General features: G+C 39.7%; 28 protein-coding genes and 1 pseudogene. 21 read left to right on the top strand and 8 right to left on the bottom strand.

The window, feature by feature from the left end; translation table 11 throughout:
- The first annotated feature begins 113 nt into the window (after window positions 1-113).
- Together MHI53_RS20225 and MHI53_RS20220 are read left to right on the top strand one after the other, a co-directional pair.
- Window positions 114-314: a hypothetical protein gene (locus tag MHI53_RS20225; protein ID WP_061140927.1), complete on the top strand. Its 201-nt coding sequence runs from the start codon at window positions 114-116 to the stop codon at window positions 312-314.
- Window positions 315-465: 151 nt separating this feature from the next.
- Entirely contained in the window at window positions 466-987 is a 522-nt protein-coding gene (locus MHI53_RS20220; protein WP_340372087.1) for an SMI1/KNR4 family protein, read from the top strand.
- A 188-nt stretch (window positions 988-1,175) separates the two neighbouring features.
- Here the strand turns inward: MHI53_RS20220 and gerQ are convergent, their stop codons facing one another.
- The 3 genes from gerQ to MHI53_RS20205 all read right to left on the bottom strand — a co-directional run bounded on the left by gerQ (window position 1,176) and on the right by MHI53_RS20205 (window position 3,164).
- Window positions 1,176-1,643, bottom strand: coding sequence for a spore coat protein GerQ (gerQ, locus tag MHI53_RS20215; protein ID WP_340372086.1), 468 nt, complete (start codon window positions 1,641-1,643; stop codon window positions 1,176-1,178).
- A gap of 22 nt (window positions 1,644-1,665) precedes the next feature.
- Window positions 1,666-2,142, bottom strand: a complete 477-nt coding sequence (locus MHI53_RS20210) for a cell wall hydrolase (protein ID WP_340372085.1) — start codon at window positions 2,140-2,142, stop codon at window positions 1,666-1,668.
- 341 nt (window positions 2,143-2,483) lie between these two features.
- Window positions 2,484-3,164, bottom strand: coding sequence for a TetR/AcrR family transcriptional regulator C-terminal domain-containing protein (locus MHI53_RS20205; protein ID WP_340372084.1), 681 nt, complete (start codon window positions 3,162-3,164; stop codon window positions 2,484-2,486).
- A 138-nt stretch (window positions 3,165-3,302) separates the two neighbouring features.
- On the opposite strand from MHI53_RS20205, the gene MHI53_RS20200 reads away from it, so the two are divergent.
- The 9 genes and pseudogenes from MHI53_RS20200 (at window position 3,303) to bla (ending at window position 11,475) form a co-directional block, all read left to right on the top strand.
- Window positions 3,303-4,655, top strand: coding sequence for an MATE family efflux transporter (locus MHI53_RS20200; RefSeq protein WP_340372083.1), 1,353 nt, complete (start codon window positions 3,303-3,305; stop codon window positions 4,653-4,655).
- 473 nt (window positions 4,656-5,128) lie between these two features.
- A complete protein-coding gene (locus MHI53_RS20195; protein ID WP_061140918.1) occupies window positions 5,129-5,731 on the top strand; it encodes a hypothetical protein in 603 nt (200 codons plus the stop codon).
- A gap of 100 nt (window positions 5,732-5,831) precedes the next feature.
- On the top strand, window positions 5,832-6,203 hold the full coding sequence (locus MHI53_RS20190) for a DUF4440 domain-containing protein (RefSeq protein ID WP_061140917.1): 372 nt from the start codon (window positions 5,832-5,834) through the stop codon (window positions 6,201-6,203).
- Between the two features lie 271 nt (window positions 6,204-6,474).
- Window positions 6,475-6,777 (top strand): annotated as a pseudogene (locus MHI53_RS20185) (GNAT family N-acetyltransferase); the annotation flags it as partial.
- 376 nt (window positions 6,778-7,153) lie between these two features.
- Entirely contained in the window at window positions 7,154-7,972 is an 819-nt protein-coding gene (locus tag MHI53_RS20180) for an alpha/beta hydrolase (RefSeq protein ID WP_340372082.1), read from the top strand.
- A gap of 25 nt (window positions 7,973-7,997) precedes the next feature.
- Complete coding sequence (locus tag MHI53_RS20175) at window positions 7,998-9,209, top strand: SpoIIE family protein phosphatase (protein WP_340372081.1); 1,212 nt, start codon at window positions 7,998-8,000, stop codon at window positions 9,207-9,209.
- A 287-nt stretch (window positions 9,210-9,496) separates the two neighbouring features.
- On the top strand, window positions 9,497-9,985 hold the full coding sequence (locus MHI53_RS20170; protein WP_340372080.1) for a transcriptional regulator: 489 nt from the start codon (window positions 9,497-9,499) through the stop codon (window positions 9,983-9,985).
- Window positions 9,975-10,355, top strand: coding sequence for a hypothetical protein (locus MHI53_RS20165; RefSeq protein WP_061140914.1), 381 nt, complete (start codon window positions 9,975-9,977; stop codon window positions 10,353-10,355). Before MHI53_RS20170 ends, MHI53_RS20165 begins: the two co-directional genes overlap by 11 nt.
- Before the next feature lie 187 nt (window positions 10,356-10,542).
- Complete coding sequence (bla, locus tag MHI53_RS20160; protein ID WP_340372079.1) at window positions 10,543-11,475, top strand: class A beta-lactamase; 933 nt, start codon at window positions 10,543-10,545, stop codon at window positions 11,473-11,475.
- A 157-nt stretch (window positions 11,476-11,632) separates the two neighbouring features.
- Here the strand turns inward: bla and MHI53_RS20155 are convergent, their stop codons facing one another.
- Window positions 11,633-12,100 carry a hypothetical protein gene (locus tag MHI53_RS20155; protein ID WP_340372078.1) on the bottom strand — a complete coding sequence of 156 codons (468 nt, stop codon included), beginning with the start codon at window positions 12,098-12,100 and terminating at the stop codon, window positions 11,633-11,635.
- 159 nt (window positions 12,101-12,259) lie between these two features.
- Between MHI53_RS20155 and MHI53_RS20150 the strand changes: the two genes are divergently transcribed.
- The 8 genes from MHI53_RS20150 to MHI53_RS20115 all read left to right on the top strand — a co-directional run bounded on the left by MHI53_RS20150 (window position 12,260) and on the right by MHI53_RS20115 (window position 17,505).
- On the top strand, window positions 12,260-12,595 hold the full coding sequence (locus MHI53_RS20150) for a hypothetical protein (RefSeq protein ID WP_340372077.1): 336 nt from the start codon (window positions 12,260-12,262) through the stop codon (window positions 12,593-12,595).
- 131 nt (window positions 12,596-12,726) lie between these two features.
- A complete protein-coding gene (locus MHI53_RS20145; RefSeq protein ID WP_340372076.1) occupies window positions 12,727-13,026 on the top strand; it encodes a hypothetical protein in 300 nt (99 codons plus the stop codon).
- 369 nt (window positions 13,027-13,395) lie between these two features.
- Complete coding sequence (locus MHI53_RS20140) at window positions 13,396-13,704, top strand: VOC family protein (protein WP_340372075.1); 309 nt, start codon at window positions 13,396-13,398, stop codon at window positions 13,702-13,704.
- A gap of 206 nt (window positions 13,705-13,910) precedes the next feature.
- A complete protein-coding gene (locus MHI53_RS20135) occupies window positions 13,911-14,729 on the top strand; it encodes an alpha/beta hydrolase (protein WP_061140909.1) in 819 nt (272 codons plus the stop codon).
- 158 nt (window positions 14,730-14,887) lie between these two features.
- The gene (locus MHI53_RS20130) at window positions 14,888-15,388 is read left to right on the top strand and encodes an RNA polymerase sigma factor (protein ID WP_061140908.1); all 501 of its coding nucleotides are present in this window, start codon (window positions 14,888-14,890) and stop codon (window positions 15,386-15,388) included.
- A complete protein-coding gene (locus MHI53_RS20125; RefSeq protein ID WP_061140907.1) occupies window positions 15,381-16,373 on the top strand; it encodes an anti sigma factor C-terminal domain-containing protein in 993 nt (330 codons plus the stop codon). The genes MHI53_RS20130 and MHI53_RS20125 overlap by 8 nt, the downstream gene beginning before the upstream one ends.
- Window positions 16,374-16,912: 539 nt before the next feature.
- Window positions 16,913-17,095 (top strand): hypothetical protein, encoded by a 183-nt coding sequence (locus MHI53_RS20120; RefSeq protein ID WP_061140906.1) that lies wholly within the window; start codon window positions 16,913-16,915, stop codon window positions 17,093-17,095.
- A 125-nt stretch (window positions 17,096-17,220) separates the two neighbouring features.
- Window positions 17,221-17,505, top strand: coding sequence for a hypothetical protein (locus MHI53_RS20115; protein ID WP_340372074.1), 285 nt, complete (start codon window positions 17,221-17,223; stop codon window positions 17,503-17,505).
- Between the two features lie 557 nt (window positions 17,506-18,062).
- Here MHI53_RS20115 and MHI53_RS20110 read toward each other — a convergent pair.
- The gene (locus tag MHI53_RS20110; RefSeq protein ID WP_185113023.1) at window positions 18,063-18,221 is read right to left on the bottom strand and encodes a hypothetical protein; all 159 of its coding nucleotides are present in this window, start codon (window positions 18,219-18,221) and stop codon (window positions 18,063-18,065) included.
- Window positions 18,222-18,726: 505 nt separating this feature from the next.
- Here MHI53_RS20110 and MHI53_RS20105 point away from each other — a divergent pair.
- The gene (locus MHI53_RS20105) at window positions 18,727-18,948 is read left to right on the top strand and encodes a cyclase (protein WP_340372073.1); all 222 of its coding nucleotides are present in this window, start codon (window positions 18,727-18,729) and stop codon (window positions 18,946-18,948) included.
- Window positions 18,949-19,138: 190 nt separating this feature from the next.
- Here the strand turns inward: MHI53_RS20105 and MHI53_RS20100 are convergent, their stop codons facing one another.
- The 3 genes from MHI53_RS20100 to MHI53_RS20090 form a co-directional block, all read right to left on the bottom strand.
- Window positions 19,139-20,182 (bottom strand): NAD-dependent formate dehydrogenase, encoded by a 1,044-nt coding sequence (locus MHI53_RS20100; protein WP_061140900.1) that lies wholly within the window; start codon window positions 20,180-20,182, stop codon window positions 19,139-19,141.
- Window positions 20,183-20,342: 160 nt separating this feature from the next.
- A complete protein-coding gene (locus MHI53_RS20095; RefSeq protein WP_061140899.1) occupies window positions 20,343-20,723 on the bottom strand; it encodes a DUF2294 domain-containing protein in 381 nt (126 codons plus the stop codon).
- A 208-nt stretch (window positions 20,724-20,931) separates the two neighbouring features.
- On the bottom strand, window positions 20,932-21,630 hold the full coding sequence (locus MHI53_RS20090) for a Crp/Fnr family transcriptional regulator (RefSeq protein WP_061140898.1): 699 nt from the start codon (window positions 21,628-21,630) through the stop codon (window positions 20,932-20,934).
- Window positions 21,631-21,716: 86 nt separating this feature from the next.
- Here MHI53_RS20090 and MHI53_RS20085 point away from each other — a divergent pair, with 86 nt between their 5' ends.
- On the top strand, window positions 21,717-22,499 hold the full coding sequence (locus tag MHI53_RS20085) for an HAD family hydrolase (RefSeq protein ID WP_061140897.1): 783 nt from the start codon (window positions 21,717-21,719) through the stop codon (window positions 22,497-22,499).
- Window positions 22,500-22,572 lie beyond the last annotated feature (73 nt).

Here is a 22,572-nt window from a genome sequence, read left to right as displayed (position 1 = left end):
ACTAACGCATGCTTTACTTCTTTATAGGGCTGGAACCGCTCCATTTTCGGGCAGTTTAGTTGAAGATGATATCATTAAGGAGTCAAGCGTAATTGGAGTGAAAAGAATACAAAATGGATAAAATAAAACGCTATATAAAATATCGAAAAAAATCATATCTTTTAAATACTGCACTTTTTATTGCAGTTTTCATTGTTGCTATCTTAATATTTGGACCTCCGAGATATTATGCTGTACCGATTTTATCAATGATAATAGGTTTCGGTCTTGTGGAGTTCGTCGGATATAAGGGTTGGAAAAAAGATGAATTTTGAATTAATTATTTTGAGTTAACGGGTGCGTTAGATGAAGATCGGAGCTGTCTCAAAGGCAGTTCTTAATAAAAAAACAAGTAAATAGAACATAAATACAGAACGAAGATTGGAATTGTAAAGAGATACACTTAAAAAAACGGAGATGTTTTTTATGCATAATGTTACAGAAATCTTATTAGGATTAAAAAATAGGTTAGATAGCAGTAAGAGACTTTTGATTCAAGCAACACACGGAAATGTTCATTGGACTCGTTTCACATTTAATCCTCCCATCCCAGTTAAAGAATTAGACAGATTGGTCAATAAAGAGAATTTAATCTTACCGGAAGGATATAAAGAATTTCTGCTACTGCATAACGGAGTTTATTTATTCGAAGATGAATATTCAGCTGGAATTGCCCTTTATAAAGCACAAGATATACCTAATCGACTGAAACAATTTCAGTATAATTTTGGTCCGTATTTAACAGAAGATAACAGAGGCTCATATCCAATTGGGAGTTATCCAAACATAGGGGAAATCATGATTAATTATAATTATTTCAAAGAAGGAAGAAAGGATTATATGTGGATAGCAGACGACCAAATGAGCAAAATGGGACAGAATACTTTCGAGTCATGGCTTGATAAACTTATCGTTTCACAAGGATCATTTTTTTGGGAGTGGAATTAATATATATATGAGATCATAGCGGGTACGTTAACTGAAGATCGAAGCTGTCTTTTAGGTTAAAAAGATTCATTGAGGCTTCGTTGCTCGATCTTTTGGAAAGTGAGTAAAGAAACCATCCCCTAGCAGGTATTTCTTCCACGTAAAAAAAGGTAATTCGGCTGAATTACCTTTTTTGGTGTTCTGCAAGCTCAATCGGTTGTCGTCAAGGACGCCTGGACATTAGGACTAATTTGTGTCTGAGGATAGTTGATTCGTTCGTCGAATTCGACCCAGTCGAGATTTGCCATCAGCAGCAGGAATCGTTTATCGGTGGACGGGTCGCTGATGATGATGTGGTCACGACCAGCCGTTTCTACGCGCCCGCGGTAAATCATTGAATTCCATTTGCTGCTGCCTTGGTAAGTGAAGTAGAAGGTACCGATCTTACCTTTGTTGAAGCGCAGGATGTTTTCCATAAAAGATTCTTCGATCGTGCCAGCCGGAAGTTGCTGCCCCGTCCCCATCGGGACGACTGGGGCGGCATACGAAGGTCCAGAAGGCATGGTTTCCCGGAAGCCGCCGTATGGTGGTTGCCCGGCAATGCCATTCATCGTGGAAGCTGGATAAAAACCAGGATGATCATTCATTGGATAATAATTAGAGTCTCCGCAAGTCATGAGAAGATTGCTCCTTTTTAATTCAACTATAAAACACTGGACAATAGCCCGGTACGCCGATATAAAAGCAATGATTCTTGTGTGAAAAATCGAACTGCGTCATGGGCGACCTTGGCATGGTGGCGGTACAGGGTGCTCGGTATTTTTTCCCCGGACTGGGATTGAAAAACCACAAACTATTTCGGGCCCGCGGGTCCCGATACCCATGCAATACATTCCTGGCCCTCTGAAGGTCAGCTTCATTGGGGCGTTGTGTATACAAGGTTCCATTCAAGACGGGCTCGAAGTGAGGAGTTTCAGTTCCGGGTATCGTTTGATAAATCGCATGTCTGATATTGCGCAATCCTCTGAAGTCAGGGGCACAGTCAGCCTCGACCCGATTGGCCACAACCGTTCCCACCATGTTCATGCCCTGGACTCCCTCACCGCTCGCTTCCGCCTTCATGAGTCTCGCCAACTCCTCCACGTCTCGTGAATTATGTTTTATTCGTCGACCCATTTTCTCGCCCCCCTTCAGCCTATACAGGTAGCTTATTGCCCAAAGCTGGTTTTGGTAACTTGGCTATCAGCCCATTGTTACATGATCCTTGGGCAATTTTTATCGTTTGTAAGCTACTAGATAACTTTAATTAATGAAGGGGTTTTTCATTTGAATGAAAAGATAGCTGGGTGTACGGCAATGTTAGATTCCAACTTCTTATGTACAGTTATTGGCTTTTGGTAAAATGAGAATTTTAAAATGGATTCCCTTGAAAATTCACGTTATTTCCCCACGAAGATATACGGTGAACGTCATGGAAAGCGCCCATCCGAAAAAACGACTGAACGTTGATTTAGATTCTACTTCTCCTGCTCCTTTATCACTTGCTCAATCCCTGCCAGAATCAGCTTCAAACCGAATTCAAACGAACGATCGGACCCCATCAGGTTGAAAAGCCCATCTGTGAACATTCTCCGGAACAGTCCTGCGTCCGACTCGCTCATGGAGTTCAGAAGGCGGGTCACCTCCTCGCCAGGATCCGTTTCCTGGTCCTTCATGATGGCAGAAACATTCCGTTCATGCTGATAATCGTCTAGAACGAAGTAATAGATATAATTCACAAGCGTGGTGACCACTTGCATTTTCTGCTCTTGCTCAAGCGTCGTCGATTCCACGCAAAGCAGCATGCGGTTGGTGAATCGGATGATGTCCGGTTCGTGGGGCAGCGTCATCATCATGAGCTGTGTTGAGCAAGGGTATTGGCTGAGCACACTCCGTACCGTAACCGCAAGGACCGTCAGCTGCTCCTTCCAGTCACCGTCGGAGTGAAACTCCTTCAGGATCATTTTGGATACATGGTTGGCCAGCCGCTGGTAGAGGTCCTGCTTGCTCTTGAAGTACCAGTACAGAGAGGGAGCCTGAATTCCAAGCCGGGTGGCCAAGCGTCTCATGCTGAATTTCTCGATGCCCTCCTCCCCCAGAAGCTCCCATGAAGCTTCTATGATCTTATCCTCCGAAATCTGGGGCTGTTGCTTTTTCATTGATAAGCCTCCTTATAACTAACAGTGTAAGTTTATGATTTACATGGTCATAGGTTTATGATATCATCTAATACTGTAAGGGGCAATCTAACACCGTTAGATTTAAACCTATAATAATGATGAAAGTGGTGACTCCATATGGATTCAGAAAACCTCTATTATTTTGAAAAAGCACCGATAGCAAAAGCCGTAGCCCACTTCGCTGTACCAATGATGCTAGGTACGTCGATGAGTGTCATATATTCGATCTTGAATGCCTATTTCCTTGGTACGCTTCACGATACGGCGATGTTAACGGCACTCGCACTAACCTTGCCGTTATTCGCAATCATCATGGCGCTGGGAAACTTGATTGGCGTAGGCAGCGGTACATTCATCTCGCGTTTGCTTGGAGAGAAAAAATATGATGATGTAAAGCATGTGTCTTCATTCGCCTTTTACAGTAGCTTAGTTCTCGGTCTTATCATGATGGCCGTCGGGCTCCCGCTGATCGATCCAATCGTCCATGGCCTGGGGGCTACGCTTGAATCCTTTAATTTCACGAAGGACTATGTCACGATCATGCTTATCGGTTCGCCATTCGTCGTATTATTCTTTACGCTGGAGAACATCGTGCGCTCGGAGGGGGCAGCAATCACGTCGATGATCGGGATGATTCTCAGTGTTGTCGTAAATATCATTCTCGATGCGTTCGTCATCTTCGTATTTCATTGGGACGTGATCGGCGTTGCGTCTGCTACGGTCATTTCCAACTTGGTTGGGAGTGCATTCTACGCCTTCCATATGGGATATAAAAGCCAATTCTTAACGGTCTCGGTAAAATGGTTCAAGGCTACCAAGGAAATTCTGGGCAATGTATTGAAAATCGGAATTCCTGTCTTTATTATGAGTGTGTTTATGGGAGCCATGTCGCTCATTTTCAACCATTTTCTTGTCGAATACGGGGATCAGGCCGTAGCCGCCTTCGGAATTTCATCCCGTTTATTGCAATTTCCTGAGTTCATTCTGATGGGCTTATGCGAGGGAGTCGTGCCGTTGATTGCCTTCTCTTTCACAGCGAATAAATTACGCATGAAGAATACGATTGGATTTACGATCAAAGCGATCGTGGCGTTGGCAGTCGTGTTCGGCATCATCGTCTACTTGATTTCCGACCACTTAATCGGCTTATTTACCAATGACCCGCAATTAATTGAAATGGGCAGCTACATTCTGCATGTGACGTTTTTATCCTTGTTCATTACCGGAATGACCGCATTGTTTACCGGGATTTTCCAAGCAACTGCGCAAGGAACTGCCGCTTTCATTATGTCAATCATTCAAGGAATCACCCTGATTCCCGTATTGTTTATCGCCAATCAAATGAACGGCTTCCACGGGGTGGTCTGGTCGCTTGTCATAGCGGATGCCGTGGCATTTCTCGTCGGTGCCAGCATGCTGTATGTTCTGCGAACCAAATTGCAGCCCGATTTGTCTGAATTAGTCCAATAAAACATCCATTAAGGAAGGATAAGGGATTCCCCGATATTCTTCCTTTTTTATATATAAGATTGCCGCTCCGTTAACGGAAAGGATGATTAGGGAAGTCCCCCAAGCAGAAGCAAACCCAATGAACATATGCTAAAAACGAACAGCGCTTCCCAATAAGGGGAGCGTTTTGTCTTTAATAGGAATCTTGCTTGCTAGGGTAACCAGAATAAACGGGTATCCATTTTAGGATTTTCGATGATTGCTGTAAGAAAGGAATGAATTAGGTGTATTCATATTCAAGTTCATGAGGAACTGGCGGAAAATGAAAAAGCATGAATGGAACAAAATATAAAGATCTTGTTGAACCAACGGGTGTGATAGCGAAGGAGCGGAGCAGTCATATGCCGTTTTTTTACTTTCCATCAATATCCATTATTTGTTAACATAGAGGTAGCTAATGATTTACACTTGAACTAACAATGAGGAGGAGTACCATGAACCGAATGCCATTCGAACAACCAACCGAACATTATGATGAAAGGATTTCTTCGATAGATGAACAGCTTTGCGCATTAGTAAGACAACGGAAGGACATTTCTGCCGACAATCCGGGCGTTCCGCCTGAGGATGCTATTTCCAAATGGGCTTTGAAATATGATCTGTATGAGGATTTATTAAGGTCGTTGTTCTGGTCAATGAGAATGGACGACGTATATAAACCTCGTGTAGAACCGACTGGATTCAGAAAGCACCTATCGGTTTTGAAAATGGTTGAACAAGACGATCAGGTATATTCGGTAACGGTTATTCGACAGTATGAGAATGCTAGTGTTATTCAGCTTCACGTCGATTGGGAGGAAGCGAAGGATGTACCGATGGACGAGCATCATCACAAAAGTTTTGAATTATTTTTAGGGGAACCATATGATTGTTGGCAGGATAGGGCAGGAGGCTCAACAGGACATTATACATACAACTTCATCGTTTCCCCTCCGTTGCCTGACGATATATCAAGCATGGACTTGGTTTTTAAAGAATATCACGAACCCTTTAAGGAAAATCCGACGGGTTCTGAAATTGTTATCCAGATAGAATGATAAACAACGGGTGCGTTACTTCAATAAGGGAGTTGCTTTGGCCGTTCATTTTTTGATGGATTAGGTAGTTTAGCTTGAAGTGAAAAAGGGGGAGCGGAAAATGGGAAGTGAATCTGCGTTATATGAACATTTACTGCAACTGGAAAAAAAGTTGTTAAAACCAGAAATTCGTACATCTCAAAACGAGCTTAACCATATACTTGCAGACCAGTTTTTTGAATTTGGTAGTTCTGGTGAAGTCTTGTACAAAGATGAGGGGATTGCTGAAGAAGGAATAGGTGAGGTAAAGATGACTTTGAGTGATTTTGACATACATCCATTGTCTGAAGAAATTGTGTTAGCCACCTATCGAATATTTAACGAAGTAAAAAAACAACATTCATTGCGAAGTTCCATCTGGAAATTTACAGATGGAAGATGGCAAATGCTTTTTCACCAAGGAACAACGATCGGGGCAGGACAGAAAGTATAATATGATCCAAATGAAAGAATGAATAAACAACAAGTTTGAATTAACATTCCTTATTAAAAGGGTTGCGCGGCAACCTTTTTTTGCGAATCTAAAGGGGCAGAGAGTTCAACAAGGAATTACACTTCATCCTGTGGAAATGACTACTTAACAGGCAATTGCGGATGAAGAAAGAGGGGATTAAATGAACGATCAAGTCATCATAAACATGCCGATATCCAATCATGAAGTCCCTGAATGAAGGGAGCTTGTTGGGTGGGCAAGACGCGATGAAGATTATCCTAGATTGTTCGAGCGATCCAATTTCTGGGCTGGAGTAAGAAACGAAGATAATAAGCTGATAGCATTTGGTTATGTTGCAGGCATGGGATTGGAACATGGCTATATGGAAGACATAATGGTTCACCCTGATTATCAAAAATGGGGGATTGGTGTGAAGCTGGTAAGAGAATTATTGAATGAGTCGGAACGGTATGGATTAGAAATCGTTACCTTAACGTATGCCTCCAAACACAAAAACTTTTATGAAACCTCTGGCTTCACTCCCTGCTCAGGCGGGCTGTGGAAAAAGGCGTAACAAGCCGAAAGATGGAATAGCTGAAGAACGGAGCTGTCTTAAAGACAGCTTATTTTTATGCAACTAACGAGGCAGGGTAGTAAGGGATGCTTGGCTACCCACAAGTCAAACAGATATTAAATGGATACCTACACACCCTTCGTTCGATTTCATTTTGGGTTTATGCCCAAAATCTTGAAAAATAAGTATTGATTTGAGCGTCACGGTCTTTCTTCCTATTACTTAATTAGTGGGCATGAAGAGCGATGCCTCTCCCCAATTGGATATATGGAAGGCGGCTATATTAAGGATTTAGGATGAATCGGGTAATTCTTTAATTCAGGTAAGGTTAGTGTTAACATATAGGAAGCATATCGTCTAAGTGAAGGAGCCAGTTATGAATCCTAATATTATCGTGCGTAACAATGTAAAGGTAAAGGGAAGCGGTACACGACCCATGATATTCGCCCCAGGCTTTGGTTGTGATCAAAATGTCTGGCAATCAGTTGCAAAAGACTTCGAGGATGAATACCAAATTATCCTATTTGACTATGTTGGGTCAGGTCATTCCGACTTAGAGGCATACAACGTGGAAAGATACAGCTCTCTTGAAGGGTATGCACAAGATGTACTTGATGTTTGTTCCGCATTAGAGCTAAAGGATGCTATTTTTGTTGGACACTCTGTTGGTTGTGTCATTGGCATGCTGGCCTCCATTAAGCACCCTGAATACTTTTCTAAACTTGTTCTGGTAGGGCCTTCGCCTTGCTACCTGAACCTCCCTGATGATTATTACGGAGGATTCGAGAAAGAACAACTTTTCGGATTGATTGATATGATGGAAAAAAATTATATAGGCTGGGCAACCGCCTTTGCGGGAACGGTTATGTCCAATCCCGATCGACCAGAGTTAAAACAGGAGCTGGAGAAGCGGTTTTGTTCCACTGATCCCATTATCGCTCGCCAATTTGCAGAGGCCACCTTTTTCGCAGACAACCGTAAAGACTTAGAAAAAGTAACAGTGCCATCACTTATTTTGCAATGTTCTGATGATGTTATTGCTCCGTCAGCAGTAGGTGAATATATTCACAGACATCTTCCTGATAGTACATTGAACATGATGAAAGCAACAGGACATTGTCCGCATATGAGTCATCCCGAGGAGACGATTCTCCTGATCCGTCAATATTTGGATGAGTCTTCGACAATCGATTGATAGAAAAGGATAGGTGTGGATTTTTGTGAATGAACAATTAAATGAGGCACCTTGCGGATTTTTTACCTTGTCAGAAGAAGATACTATTTTATCCGTTAACCAAACTTTACTTAAAATATTGGGGCATGGTCACGAAGAAATGGAAGGGCAGCATATTAACTTTATCCTTTCAGCTTCGGCTATACTCTTTCATCAGCTATATCTGGTTCCTCTGATTAAGCTGGAAAATCACATTGAGGAAATTTATATATCTTTAAAGTCTGCAGATGGTGAAGAGATACCCGTGTTACTCAACGCTGTCCGAAGAGAGCGCGATGGAAGAACCATTATTGAGTGTGTGGTGATTCCCATGCGAAAAAGAAACGAACTGGAAAATGAGCTTCTATTAGCGAAAAAAGAGGCAATGACAGCTCTACATGCTAAGAATATGGCTTATGCTGATTTAGAGAATGCTCATGAAACGGTGAAAATGCAAAAAGAAAAGCTTATTGAATTGAACGGGAAAAACGAAAAATACAAAATGGAAACAGAAAGAGAAATGGAACTCGCAAAAAAAATCCAAGAGGCGTTATTGCCTGTTCCCATTAGTAATGAACATCTTGAAATTCAAGCCTATTATAAAGGCGCCAATCAACTATCAGGTGATCTTTATGGATTTTACCAAATTGACGCCCACCGATTTGGCCTTATCCTGCTCGATGTGATGGGGCACGGGCTTTCTTCGGCTCTCATAACCATGTCGCTTCATTCCATATTTCAAAGATTGATTCTAAAAGGTTCCGAAGTCGGCGCCGTCATGAAGGAATTAGATGATCTTCTTCATTCTCTATTCAATAACACCAGTGAAACTTCTTATTATTGCACAGCTGTTTACCTTTTAATCGATACGGATAAGAAAGAAATCCGTTATATTAATGCCGGCCATCCTCCCGTAGTTTTACAGGATGTGAACGGAACCCAATATCACCTGCATTCCAATCGTCCCCCACTCGGGATGTTCGAAGGGATAAGTTTTACTACGACTACCATCACATACAATAAGGACAGCAGCCTGTTCCTTTATACAGATGGAGTGGAAGAACCTCTAGGTTCAGACCAATTATGTTCATTAATAAAGAACCATTCGAAAGCCCCGCTATCGACACTTAAACAGGAAATCATGGAATCCCTTAGAAATGGAAAGAACCCGGATTCATGTAAAGATGACCAATGCTTTATACTGGTTAAACTAAATTAAGTCATTGAGGTGTACGTTAGTTGAAGGTTGTAACTGTCTTGAAGACAGCTTTTTCTTTATGCAAACAGGTCTGGATGGTTCCATCAGAAAAATAAAAAGCATTCCCTGTTGAATGCTTTCAGAGTATAGACAAACTTGATGAACTTCGGGTTTGTCTATTTTTTATGCAGCTAGCTGTTCAGTTCCTATTAATAAGCTTAAATCGTGAATCTCATTTTATACTATTTTTCGCTTGAAAAATTATACTTTTAGTGTAAAATTACACTAAAAAGGGGTTTTTACTACTAATGGAAAGAGAAGAATTCATCCATTTAATTTCAGAAAAAATGAAACTTGTTCGAACTGAGCAAAGTTTTTCTCAAGATAAGATGTGTGAAATACTAGGGATTTCAAAAAAAACATTAGTTCAAATTGAAAAAAGAAGAACAGAAGCCAATTGGACCACCGTTGTGGCATTTTGCGCTTTGTTTAAACATAGCCAATTGCTGATGTCATCGATTGGTGATGATCCAGTTGATTTTGTCCGGCTAATTGCAAGCAAAAATGGCGGGACGCCTAAAGAAAAAACAATGGGCGGGAAGATATGGTGGAAGGAAATGGATTATAGAGGGGATTTTCGATTGCAACAAAACTTGATTAGTAACCATTACCGTATATTGGATCAATACGATTATCGCTGGCATAGTTCTTTTAATAAAGAAGAGAGTGTAAGTCGTTTAATCGAATTACAGGAGTTAGAGACGTTCGAAGGAGAGGGAGGGGGATATGAAGAATAAAATTTTAGTTACATTATTGATGATCAGTATCGGGTTTAATTTGTTTTTATTTGGAAGATGGCTTATTTTTGAACATGCGTATGAACCTTCCAAAAGTGAACAGGTTATTTTAAGTGAAATGGTTCAAAAAACGGTTGAGAGTCAAGATTATAAAAAGATAGCAGAAAAAGAGAACATTATTGCGATGGATGCTAGCCTTGATAAAAATAAAGGGGGAGCATTCCCCTACTATTTTGGTGTAAGTGTCCGTACTGACCAGCAGACCTATCTCTTTTTTTGCAATGATGATCAATGCTCAGAAATGGAAAATGGAGGCTGGACTTACTCTATCTATCAAGATGAAAGTCCACGGCTTCCATTTAAACAATAGGAGAAACCGTTAGTATGAAACGATCGATTTTCCTGCGTTGAATATTTTAAATATTCATCTTTTTATCATGGAGGTATTATAAGCACTACATGTTCATTGTTGCGGATCGTTGATAAAATGACTGTGTTAGTGTTTCCTGCGGAGGAGAACAGATAATAAAAAATTTCTAGAAAGAGGTGTAATTTCAATGAAATCATTGAACCATATTTTTTGTACTTCCACATTCAAAAAAATAGTGCCAGTACTGGTTCTTTCATGCGCAGCGCTTGCGGGTTGTTCAAACAATAACGGGAAGGCTGAATTAACTGAACCTAAAAAACAAGAAACGGCCAAGATTCAAAATTTTGCCCAGCTTGAAGAAAAATTTGATGCCAAGCTTGGTATCTTTGCCTTGGATACCGGTACAAACCAAACGGTAACCTATCATCCAGATGAGCGTTTTGCTTATACATCCACTCATAAGGCCCTAGCTGTAGGAGCTCTATTACAACAGAAATCATTGGTAGACCTTAAGCAAAGAATTACCTATACACAGGAGGATCTGGTTAATTATAATCCGATCACAGAGAAGCATGTTGATGCCGGGATGACGCTTAAGGAGCTTTCGGATGCGTCTCTTCGATACAGTGACAATACTGCTGGAAACCTTATCCTTAAGCAACTGGGGGGACCGGCTGGATTCAAAAAAGCACTGGAGGAAATGGGTGATGATGTTACCAGCCCTGAGCGGATTGAGCCAGCTTTAAACGAAGTGAATCCTGGTGAAACTCATGATACGAGTACGCCAAGAGCACTTGCTGAAAGTCTTCAGGCTTTTACATTGGGAGATGCACTTCCAAAAGAGAAACGTGAGCTTTTAATAGATTGGATGAAGCGAAATACGACGGGAGATGCGCTAATTCGAGCTGGAGTGCCGAAAGGCTGGGAAGTTGCTGACAAGACTGGCGCGGGATCATATGGTACGCGAAATGACATCGCCATCATTTGGCCATCAAAAGGAGACCCTATCGTTCTTGCCGTCCTTTCAAGTCGAGATGAAAAAGATGCCGAGTATAATGACAAGCTTATCGCTGAGGCAACAAAAGAAGTAATACAGGCTCTTAAAGTCAAAAATAAATAGAAAAAGGATTGTACTAAAAAGGGTTACGTGAAGTAGCCCTTTTTTTGTTATACCTATGACGATTGATAAAAAAAGCCAAAACAAAAAAATGACTTCTACATTAAAGTCATTTATTTTGAAGGGTTTCATGGATTTGCATACCTAATATTTCGGCCAATTACTTGGTTTTATTACGCAGTTCGAATGACTCGTCATTGTCATCCCATTTTACATGTATCTTAATCATTTCATCTTTGTTCTTCATTGCTCCATTTACTGAACTTCCACTAGTTGTAAATACTTTTTCACTAGGCGGGGCAGGATAGTCCTCTCTTTTACTTCCTTTACTTGAGCTTGTTTCATAAGAATATTCAAGGTGTTTCATTGAAGATAATTCTTCCAAAGATCCCTTGTATTTTAATGTAAGTACATAGTTATCTTTGCTGGAGTGAGTTGCTTGTCTGCCCTTTTTGCCCCTTATTTCGGTTGCTTTATAAGAATATACAGCCTCCCAGTGCTCGCTCTCTCCTGTAAATGGATAATCAAGTTTGGTCTTCGTCTCTGATTCGGTACCTTTATCAGTGAAGATGCTACAAGCTGTTAGTGCCAACATGATAACTAATGCACCGGTCATTTTCTTCTTCATCGTGACTCCCCTTTAAACTTGAGTTTTACCTTAAATTTACCATTAAAAGGAATGTGGTGACAAATGGTGGAAGAGGCCGTATTGCAAAAAAATAGCTGCCCCTTAAGTAAATGCATTTTGCTACAATAGGTAGAAATAAGCAGGGAAAGGGAGAAGTGAATGTGTGGAATCCAATTCATTTTAGCTACCACCTATAAAGAAGCGTATAAGGAAGAAACGTTTGTAGAGTTTGAAGAGGGGATACACTCCTATCTTTTAAAAAAGGAAAAGGATCCTGCTAATAAGTTTGGCTTACTTCTAAATCTTGATATGTATGGTGAAACCATTTTGTATAGAGATGAGATTAAACAATTGATAGGCATATGTGAAGGTTTAATTCATACCTACACAAAGGAAGACAAAGATCAGCAAGTCCGGCGTTTTGCTAAAGATTTAAAATGGCTCTGCATGGAAGCTATACAGCGAAAAAAACATGTATTTGCCATAGGTGATTAGCTTTATGTAGTCTAAATTAGTTGACCCTGTTGAGCAATCGATTCCAGAGGGATTTAAAACAGATAAAGGGTAGGAAAGACTTCAATGAATTGCAGTTTCACTAGCCTGTTGAAAGATGAATGAGGTTTATTGTGAAACCAATGGTTACGATTAACTTCGTTGCAAAGTTATTTATTTTTTTAATGTTTATCTCTTTTAATACATATATATGTTTTTATGCCAAAGACAAAACAGCAGGGATCGTAACTGCGTGTATAGGCCTCTTTCTAATGCTGGTCGTGGCAGATACTGGATTCTTTCTAGAAAAAAAGAAAAGGGATCCGGATATACCATCAGGATCCCAAAAGGGTGAGGGAACAAAAAATGAACATAGATATAGGGTTTCTCTTTCTTATTCTCCTATCGATGACAGGATTGATATTTTCCATTAGATATACTAAAGAACAAGATAAAGAGAAGACGGAAGTGATAAGTGGAGCAGGAATCCTCGGTAATTTTATGTATCTTTTGATGAATTTACTGCCCTTTAAGGTAAGAAAGGCGATATATATTATGGTGTGCCTTCTTTTGGTCCTTCTGTTTTCCATTGGTTTAGGGGAACTAGCAAAGGAATAGTAATGCACTAACTAATGCATTGCTGTGGGTTCGGGCTGTCTTTAAGGCAGCTTTTTTTTTACGGAAGCAACAGGTGAAGGTTGTTTGTTCGGGTTGGGCTATTTGTTAAATATTTCAATAATGTATAAAATAAGAGCAGGATATTGATGTTAACGTAAACACCTGTAATAAAGGGGCTGACAATAATGATAAAAGGTATTTTTGAAACTCATATTAACGTTAGGGACTATCAAAGGTCGGCGACATTTTATGAAAAGCTCTTGAACATTATTCCGTTACATGAAGATACTGCTAGAAAGTCAAAATTTTATTGGGTTGGGCAACCAGGAGAGTCGATGCTTGGTATCCGAGAAAACTATCCCAGTTCATTAGTGCAGCGACAACATTTTGCTTTTAAAGTTAATGTGGAGGATATATCCTCGGCAAAAGAATATTTATCCATTCATGCCCGCTGTATCTATCTATTTCGAAGATCCAGATGGTCATTCCATTGAATTTATATCGATACTAGATGATCCACCAAGACCTGAATTAGATATGATGACTTGGCCAGAGTGGGAAGAGTTACAGGGTAAAGGCAAAAGAATTTGTCCCGCAGCGCCCGCAGGAGTCTCGCACCTCCGCTTCAATCAGCCTTGAATCGTTTCGTGTTAAAAACAATAATCTTTACGAAAAGAGTCTTAAAGAAAGAAGGAGTAAAATGGCATATTGTAAAGTTCGCCAGGCTGAAATATATTATGAAGATTTAGGGGAAGGTACGCCCATTTTAATGATACATGGTTATACTCCTGACCATCGATTGATGAGCGGGTGTATGGAGCCTATATTGGCTGGGAGGCACGGGTGGCGCCGGATTTATTTGGACCTTCCTGGGATGGGATTAACAAAAGGATACGACGAAATAAGCAGTTCCGATGAAATGCTGAATGCTGTTTCGGATTTCATTCAAGCCGTAATTCCTGACCAAGAGTACGTCATTGCCGGGGAGTCATACGGTGGCTATATAGCTAGGGGCCTTATTGAAAAGCAGCAGAAACGAATACTCGGCGCTGCCTTCATATGTCCGGTCATTTTACCACTTCCAGAAAATCGAACAGTTGAGAAACACGAAATAGTAAAGATGAATCAAAAGTTTATTGAAAGTTTATCAAAGGATCAATTAGAAGATTTCAAGAATCATAACATTGTACTTAATGAATACACATGGTTAAGGTACAACGAAGAAATTCTTAGTGGTTGTAAAATGGGAGATGAAAAGTTTCTAAATAAGGTAAAAAATGAATATGGGTTTTCTTTTAAGATTGATCAGTCTGATTTCAGTAAACCCAGCGTTTTCCTGTTAGGAAGGCAAGACTCTTCGGTTGGATATAAGGATGCTCTTGACCTAGCCGATAAGTATCCGAAAGGAACATTTGCCGTATTGGATAGTGCAGGCCACAATCTGCAAATTGAACAACCACAACTCTTCCCTACGCTAATAAATGAATGGCTGGATAGAGTTGAAGACTTCCATAACTGATACTGAACGAAGCAATGATAAGTTATGGAGATTGTACGTAAACAATAAGGGGGTTGCCTTGGCAGCTCTTTTTTTGTATGGAAAAAAAAACTAAAAATGTGTAAGTAAAATTGTAAACTTTTCTATACGATATACGTCTAGTAGGCAGGAGGACGATGATGGATGACATAACTAAAAATAACGTACTTAATTCGGAGCTTAATATTGTATATAGATACTTGCGGAAGTTGGGCATTTCGCAGGCAGATTCAGAGGATGCTGTTCAGGAAACGGCTTATAAGTATCTGCTTTATTACGATACGATTCAGACTTCCAAGATTCGGAGTTGGCTGATACGCGTATCATTGAATTTTCATTATGATCAGTGCCGAAAGCACCGTCGGTATGACCTCAATTTAAATGAAGAACGTTTAGTGACGGACATAGAAGAGCTTCCAGAGGTGATCTTTCTTGTGAAAGAAAGGAATAAAGAGGTTGGAGATGCCCTTTCAAAGTTAAGGCCACACTTTCAAGAACTTTTGTTATTAAAGTATCAATCAGGCTTATCGTACGAAGAGATAGCGATGTTAATAGAGAAGCCGATCAGTTCCATTAAGACGAATTTATTCAGAGCGAGGAAACGATTAGCGAAGATTTATAAGGAGGAGAATCATGAGTGATAACCATGAATCAAAAAAAGAGGAAGAAATCGACTTTATCAGCACACCTTCCTTGCAAAAGGCCATCAAAAAAACAAGAAGAAGACAGACATTCAAGTATGTGATCATTGCTGTATTTACAACTGTGATTCTGTTGACCATCCTTTTCACAGGCAGTCAATACATCCTCACTAATCGGCTAGAGCATCAGGATAATTATTATGACATGATTCATGGGGCCAATATATCATTTGCGAGTAGCAGCAATAATTATAATTTATTTAGTGTAACAAAAGAAACGACATATCGTAAAAGCATTGGTGACCGTTCAATCGTATGGGATAAAAAGACCGAGAAAATCCCATTGTTCGGAAGGATCGATACGATTGAACGAGGAAGCGGGATGATTGAAGTCAATGTTTTTAACGAAAAAGCGCAACGAATGGTCCGTTACAATGAATTCAATAATGAAAGGAAAATCGATTTTTATTACCCAGGTTTATCCTATGACTATTTACCGATAGAACTTGATACTGCAGTCGGTTTGGACAAAAATAAATTAATTGAAGTGGCCCTTTCCTTTAAGGAGCCAATGACTTTGGCAGAGCTAAGTAAGAAGCTTGGCTATGAAAATGTCAATTGGTTATGGGCCGATACAACAACTGTTGCCCAAATGGACAGAATGACAAAGGAACTGGATTCTGATAGCCTAAAAACTAAGGGAGGTGGCGGAGCCTTCGGATTCGAAGTCCGCCAAGAATACCCTTATTCTAAGGAAAATGGGCAAGGGTTCATACAGACGATGAAGCAACTGAACAAAACAGATAGTCATAAAAGCTCCATTAAAGAAGCGCTGAAGGGAATCAAGGAAAACACACAATCTACAAAAGGGGAAATTCGGTTAAACGGGGCTGTCGTGACCGGTTCGCCAGCGGAGCTTAGACGTTTCCAAAAGCTTGATTTCATCCGTGCCTCCGTCATAGGGGCTACGGTAGATAAGTATTGAAGCCAGAACCATTGATACAAAAACTCACCATACACAGATAAAATATGAATGAAAGGCAGGCAACCTAGAAACCTGAGGAAAGTAAATTCAACTGACAAGGGCGTTGTTCATACACGGGGCTGCTAATGTGGCAGCCTTTTTTCTTCTTGGAATGATAAGGCAGATTAAGGTAAGGGGGAAAAGATGAAGAACTACCGTGCGTTAAACGTATGATCGTTTATCGTATTTTTGGCAGGGACGATCGTTACGATATATCGATACCTCGTTTGGCTGAAAATTAATGGCTTTACTACTGAAAAATATCCTTTTTCAACTTGTTACCCTGTTCAATCACTATTGGATGGTATAATTATACATATCATATTATGGGCAGCTGCAGCAGTGATTAAATGAAAGTGCTGAGATTGATGAGGCTGAATAAATAAGCAGGGCTGTCTTTAAGGCAGCTTATTTAAGTGGGATACGGAGTAGGGTAATTCAACAGGGAGCCGTGAATCTTATGGTGCAATGAAAAAAAATGTTTGTTTGGAGGGTATTCAGTGCAAATCATCATTCCGATAGGTCTTACTGTTGTTGGGTTATTCATCCTATATGTGGTTATTGAAACGGCAGTAAGAAAGGGAATCAACCATTCAATCATTGGTCAAATCCTTGAAGAAAAGCATGAAATGAAAAAAGATAAAAAGTCATTTCTGGATAATGATTTAGATAATGATCGTTAAAAGAGGCTGCTGAAGCGGCCTTTTTCTTATTTGGCTGGTTAGCCACATGGAAATATCTTTATATATGATGTAGAATTTTTTTAGCTTATGCTGAACAAAAATAGAAGCTTAGAAGGTTAGGGTGTATGAATATCACTGATATATTGGTTTTGTCTGTGGTTTTAGGCTTAATGAATGGTTTTAAGGACAAGAGAAATAAAGTTCAAGGTTTTTTCACAATAGCTTTCACCTTCTTCACAACAGGTCTAATCTTCATCATAACAGGCAAACTATTTCTTGATGATTTTTTAGATGAATATTTTTCTAGTGAAGAATATGGGGTATGGTTATTTGGCGGTTTGTTCTTGCTATTCTCGATTTATTTAACGATTAAAGGATTAAGAAAAAAGACTAGAAACTCTCTTCATTAATTATCTTTACTAGGCATGGCGGCAGGAACTTATTTTTAAGGAGGAAAATATGGACTTGAATCATGAGTTTTAGCTTATTTCCAAAACAACCGTTATTAGAGATTTTTGGATACATAGAGAAAGCAGTAACGATGTCATTGAAAGTGTCGTGATACATGATGATGTAATTCAATACATAATGGACTCATTGAAATGGATCCCGAGTCAAAACCCAGCAATGCGAGGGAATCCAAGCGGCCGGGGTATTAACTATCATGGAGTCACCCTTTTTGATAAGCCGTCATCTAAAACTTTAATAGGGATTTTTTCGTCATGGAAAAATCTATTCAAGAACGCACCTGCTAGCTTTGTACTCACTGGTGCATACGTTTATGGCTGTACTTTGAAAAGCTAACCTTAAGCCGAGATGAAGTGATGGCACAATTTGAAAAGATCATTTCAATGTCAGAAACTTTGGCTAAAGGTGAATTCTTCCTTTATCATTGCGGAATATGATAACTGAGCAATAACGGAAACGAAAAATGAACAGAAAATAAAAAACCACTTGCAGTGGTTTTTTAATCGCGCATGGCCCCGGCTTCACGGGAGGTCATAGCACCTTGTCCTTCGCTTACATCTTTTTGGATTTGTTGTTTTACTTTTTGTGCATCAGTTCCGGAAAATTCCGGTTTCATGATGGAATCGGAATTCCCTTTAGCTTGTTGATCTTGTTTCATATAAGTCCTCCTCATTGCGTAACACGCTTATTATTCACAAGAATACACCGGTTGTATTCCTTGGAGACATTGACAAATTTTATAATCAAATCTAGAATTTGGTTAATGAAGTGAATGGGGCGGTGTGTATGTTGAGTAATATAGGTATTCCAGGCTTCATTCTAACTATACTTTTCGTATTATTGGTTTTGCTTTTAGTAAGAAAACTAATGAAACCAAAGAAAGCACTTCAACAAAAAATGGATAAGCTAGAAGAAGAGGTTCGTATATTAAAAAATCAGAAATGATGAGTACCAGGGGCTGATTGGCAGCTCCTTTTCTTTTGCGCAAACGGGCGGAATACCCTTATTAGGGGGGGATTCAGTCTTGAAAATGATGAAAATTATCTTAGTGATAATGATATTCGCCTTATCAGCCTATCAGGTACTGAGTTGAAGAAGGGAAACCTCTTTTTGTCTAGAATATTTCTAAGTAAGAACGGTTGTAATAGTTGGGGAGGGTTCAGATGGATAAAAGAGTTCAATTTGACTTTGAAATCGTGTTTACGAATGGCGGTGGGATTCAAGGGCAGGAATTCCGCTTGGATATTGAGGGAGATGACATCACAGACCAAGAGTTGGCCCAGTATATTGTAGAGGATATGAGGTTACTGATGGTTGGAGACGTTAAGATATTCAATAAAAAAATAATAAATGAAAAACATAAACGAAAGCCTGTTGATGAGTGAAAGTGTCAAAGGAAGATTGGAGCTATTTTTTTAGGCAGCTTTTTATTATTCTGCCATTCGGGTGCCTCTAAAGCATTGGAGTAACGAGATTTCGTACTTATCTGTTACTTGGGCACCCCTATTTTTTTATAAGTAGAAACAAACAAAAAGACACCCTCCTGAAAGAGAGGGTGTCTGTACATTATGCAGCTTACTTGATTTTGTAGCTTGGGCTGACGATTTCTCCGCCTTCTACAATCAAATCTTCTTGTTTTTGTGCTTTTCCTTCAAAGAAGTTGTCCAGAATGGCTTTTGTACCGATTTCGATACGGTGCTGAGCTTCCAGGGTCATGCCAGAGTAGTGGACAGTCATGGCTTGTTTTGGCATTTGTCTCCAAGGATGATCAGCAGGAGCAGGTTGTGGGTACCAAGTGTCACCAGCGTAACCAGCTAAATGTCCGGATTTCAAGGAATCTACAAGAGCATCCGTTTCAATGATTTTTCCGCGTGCTGTATTAACGATATAGGCATCTTGTTTTGTACGGCTTAAAACATCGCGGTTGAACAGTGTATCCGTTTGCTCGGTCAACGGAGCGTGGATTGTGATGGCGTCACTTGTTTCAACCAATTTGTCGAAAGTTACATATTCCACTCCCAGTTCATCTTCCAAGTCTTCACGACGGTATGGGTCGTTGTAGACCAATTTCACATCGAATGGGCGCAGACGGGCAGCGACACGTTGTCCAATACGTCCGAATCCAAAAATACCAACTGTTTTTCCTTCTAAGTCATGGGCATAAGCACCAACTTTTGGCAGGTTCCACTCTCCATTTACTGCTTGTTCGTGACCGCCTACAAAGTTACGGAGTAAGATCAGGATTTGCATGACAGCATGTTCAGCAACACTAACAACGTTACTTCCCGTTACTTCAGCAACCGTGATATTCCGTGCTGCACAAGCTTCCAAGTCAAAGTGGTCGGAACCTACGCCAGCCGTAAGTGCCATTTTAAGATTTGGAGCACGATCAATTTTCTCTTTTGTCAGGTAAGCAGGGTAGAAAGGGCTGCAAATGAAGATGGACATATCTGCCAAATGCGGCTCCAAAGATTCATTTGCATCGCTCAGTGTAACGAATTCATGACCTTTGCTTGCAAAATATTCATGAAGATTATAAGCTTTCTCAACGTTAAACAAATAGCCTGGAGATGGTTCTGGCAATTCTACTACTGGTGGTAATACTGCTACGATTTTCATATTGTGTTCCTCCTAGGAATAATGTTAGTTTGATTTTGTTGAAAAAATACATATAAAAAACCACCACATTTTGGTTAAGAGGATAGCCTGGGCCAATCCTTTTATCCAAAATGATGGTGGTTAGTTACTAAGCACATACGTACCGTATTCCATCCGCCTGTCATATTGAAAACATATCTTCTGTTCCATCTATGGGTTGTTCAAAAACAAATATAGATACGACTTCATCTTTCTCTAAATCTACATCTGTAATAAGTTTTATAAATTTTGCTCCTACCAGTTGTTCCATATCAGTGGGAGTTAACTCACTGTACAGTTCTTTTATCATGTGTGTACGAGCATGTAAAATCATATTCCGTCCTTCTTCAGACCGTGTGATAAAACTTTCTACCGGACTTAGGCATCCACTCATATGAGCGACAACCCAATTTCTGGTGAATGTTACCTTGATCTTCTCAGGACCTTTTCCAATCTGTTTCTTTCGATAAGCTCGAATGAGATTGGCAAAATTCTGTTCAAGTTTTTGTAAAGATTCACTCATACAGCTCATCCTCGAGGCATGTAATTTTATCTGTATTCGTAAGCATATGTCTTACAAGAAAAATTATATATCATTACTAACCAAATGTAAATAGATATAACTAGATATAACTAGTTATAATAAGTTAATGGATTTTTAGGGTCTGCATATTTTCAGTGGGTAGAAAAGGGTAAAATCAACATATAAATACCCTTCTCCTCTGACATATCTACTTATATCGAATTCCATTGGACATTTCTTCTAAAACGGTCCAATTTACTATTCGAATCGAATTCTTATCCCTTTCAATCATTTTCTTTTGGGAAAGAGAAAGGATCACTCGATTTAAATGGCGATATGTAGTGCCGAGTAAATCGGCAATTTCTTTAATATTGGATGTCTTAAGCTCGATTCCAAAGTTAGTATCTGGTTCTGGTGCGATTGTGGACAAAAGGTAGCTCGCAAATTTGTTTTCCACAGATGCTAATACATTTACACGAGATGCCGTTGTACAAGTTTGAAGCTTATAGCTTAAGTGTTCTAAAAGGATATGCAAAAATTTTGGGTTATCCATTTCATGTTTTTTTATATAATCAAACTGCAGTCCAATGAACAAGCATTGATCCACTGCCTTAACTTGTGATTGGACGGGAACGTCACGAATTAATTCAATATCGCCAATAATGGAGAATGGGTGGATAAATCTGAGCAAGAGTGACTTTCCAGTTTCGATGCTTGAGGTTATTTTCACTTTTCCTTCCACTAAAAACAACAGCGATTTCATCTCCACTCCTTCTAGCAGAATGATTTCCCCCGGTTCGTATTGCTGCAATGTAAAGGGGAGTTGTTGGGGCTGCCTAAACATTTCTTCAATTGGATATTCCTTTAATTTTGTACCAAGCAGTCTTGGATCATTCATATATTTCATGGAAAACTCCTTTTGGGACATATGTCCTTTTCATTATAAAATAAACTGATATGCTAAGAAAAATAAAAAATTGAGGAGTGGGCATAATGAAATTCGTATTTGATTTAGATGGGACAATTTGTTTTAAAGGTCAGCCTGTTTCTGAAAAAGTCTTAGTTGCATTAGAGAAATTGGTAGCTGGGGGGCATGAAGTTATTTTTGCTTCAGCTAGACCTGTACGCGATTTACTTCCCGTCTTACATGAGCGGTTTCATCAGTTTTCGATGATAGGTGGCAATGGCTCAATGGTTGCATTAAACGGGAAAATCATCTCGACGGTCAGTTTTGATGAAGAAACAATCTCGAATATTGTTCAATTACTACGAGCGCATAGTGTTTCTTATTTGGTAGACGGTGATTGGGATTACGCCTATACAGGGCCAGCTAGCCATCCAATTAAGAATAACCTTGATCCACTAAGGCGTGCTAAAAACATAACATTGGATAAATTACAGTCAATCGTCAAAGTATTGATACTTACTTCGGATAATATGGAAGAAGTCGAAGCACAGCTTAGCAGGATGGATGTTGTTGTTCATTCTCATGGAAATGAGGGAGTGTTAGACATAAGTCCAAAAGGTGTTGATAAGTGGAGCGGGCTGCAACAATTGGGTGTAGAAGAAGGGGAGTATATAGCATTCGGCAATGATGCGAATGATATTGCAATGTTTCAGCATGCCATGTATTCAGTCATGATTGGTGAGAATTTGCAACTTGCCCCACTTTCCTCTGAAAAACTGTCATTATGTGGAGATACAGAAGACCACATAGTGCAAAGGCTTATGGAATTGGGAGAACTGACCTCAATAAATAAGTCTGTAAAAGTTTAAAAACAATCTAAGCCCAAGATGAGGGGTGAAAATTTCTGTAGCTAAATTCGATTTTTTCATATACATATAAGTG

The sequence above is a fragment of the Peribacillus sp. FSL E2-0218 genome (assembly GCF_037992945.1).
Classification (GTDB): Bacteria; Bacillota; Bacilli; order Bacillales; family DSM-1321; genus Peribacillus; species Peribacillus simplex_B.
The sequence above is the reverse complement of the archived record's forward strand: the minus strand, read 5'-3'. Positions and strand labels throughout refer to the sequence as shown.

Excerpts from the sequence above, each read along its gene's own strand:
- MHI53_RS20225 (WP_061140927.1), top strand. The coding sequence starts at position 114 with ATGGATAAAATAAAACGCTATATAAAATATCGAAAAAAATCATATCTT.
- MHI53_RS20220 (WP_340372087.1), top strand. The coding sequence starts at position 466 with ATGCATAATGTTACAGAAATCTTATTAGGATTAAAAAATAGGTTAGAT.
- gerQ (WP_340372086.1), bottom strand. The coding sequence starts at position 1,643 with ATGACTTGCGGAGACTCTAATTATTATCCAATGAATGATCATCCTGGT.
- MHI53_RS20210 (WP_340372085.1), bottom strand. The coding sequence starts at position 2,142 with ATGGGTCGACGAATAAAACATAATTCACGAGACGTGGAGGAGTTGGCG.
- MHI53_RS20205 (WP_340372084.1), bottom strand. The coding sequence starts at position 3,164 with ATGAAAAAGCAACAGCCCCAGATTTCGGAGGATAAGATCATAGAAGCT.
- MHI53_RS20200 (WP_340372083.1), top strand. The coding sequence starts at position 3,303 with ATGGATTCAGAAAACCTCTATTATTTTGAAAAAGCACCGATAGCAAAA.
- MHI53_RS20195 (WP_061140918.1), top strand. The coding sequence starts at position 5,129 with ATGAACCGAATGCCATTCGAACAACCAACCGAACATTATGATGAAAGG.
- MHI53_RS20190 (WP_061140917.1), top strand. The coding sequence starts at position 5,832 with ATGGGAAGTGAATCTGCGTTATATGAACATTTACTGCAACTGGAAAAA.
- MHI53_RS20180 (WP_340372082.1), top strand. The coding sequence starts at position 7,154 with ATGAATCCTAATATTATCGTGCGTAACAATGTAAAGGTAAAGGGAAGC.
- MHI53_RS20170 (WP_340372080.1), top strand. The coding sequence starts at position 9,497 with ATGGAAAGAGAAGAATTCATCCATTTAATTTCAGAAAAAATGAAACTT.
- MHI53_RS20165 (WP_061140914.1), top strand. The coding sequence starts at position 9,975 with ATGAAGAATAAAATTTTAGTTACATTATTGATGATCAGTATCGGGTTT.
- bla (WP_340372079.1), top strand. The coding sequence starts at position 10,543 with ATGAAATCATTGAACCATATTTTTTGTACTTCCACATTCAAAAAAATA.
- MHI53_RS20155 (WP_340372078.1), bottom strand. The coding sequence starts at position 12,100 with ATGAAGAAGAAAATGACCGGTGCATTAGTTATCATGTTGGCACTAACA.
- MHI53_RS20150 (WP_340372077.1), top strand. The coding sequence starts at position 12,260 with ATGTGTGGAATCCAATTCATTTTAGCTACCACCTATAAAGAAGCGTAT.
- MHI53_RS20140 (WP_340372075.1), top strand. The coding sequence starts at position 13,396 with ATGATAAAAGGTATTTTTGAAACTCATATTAACGTTAGGGACTATCAA.
- MHI53_RS20135 (WP_061140909.1), top strand. The coding sequence starts at position 13,911 with ATGGCATATTGTAAAGTTCGCCAGGCTGAAATATATTATGAAGATTTA.
- MHI53_RS20130 (WP_061140908.1), top strand. The coding sequence starts at position 14,888 with ATGGATGACATAACTAAAAATAACGTACTTAATTCGGAGCTTAATATT.
- MHI53_RS20125 (WP_061140907.1), top strand. The coding sequence starts at position 15,381 with ATGAGTGATAACCATGAATCAAAAAAAGAGGAAGAAATCGACTTTATC.
- MHI53_RS20115 (WP_340372074.1), top strand. The coding sequence starts at position 17,221 with ATGAATATCACTGATATATTGGTTTTGTCTGTGGTTTTAGGCTTAATG.
- MHI53_RS20110 (WP_185113023.1), bottom strand. The coding sequence starts at position 18,221 with ATGAAACAAGATCAACAAGCTAAAGGGAATTCCGATTCCATCATGAAA.
- MHI53_RS20105 (WP_340372073.1), top strand. The coding sequence starts at position 18,727 with ATGGATAAAAGAGTTCAATTTGACTTTGAAATCGTGTTTACGAATGGC.
- MHI53_RS20100 (WP_061140900.1), bottom strand. The coding sequence starts at position 20,182 with ATGAAAATCGTAGCAGTATTACCACCAGTAGTAGAATTGCCAGAACCA.
- MHI53_RS20095 (WP_061140899.1), bottom strand. The coding sequence starts at position 20,723 with ATGAGTGAATCTTTACAAAAACTTGAACAGAATTTTGCCAATCTCATT.
- MHI53_RS20090 (WP_061140898.1), bottom strand. The coding sequence starts at position 21,630 with ATGAAATATATGAATGATCCAAGACTGCTTGGTACAAAATTAAAGGAA.
- MHI53_RS20085 (WP_061140897.1), top strand. The coding sequence starts at position 21,717 with ATGAAATTCGTATTTGATTTAGATGGGACAATTTGTTTTAAAGGTCAG.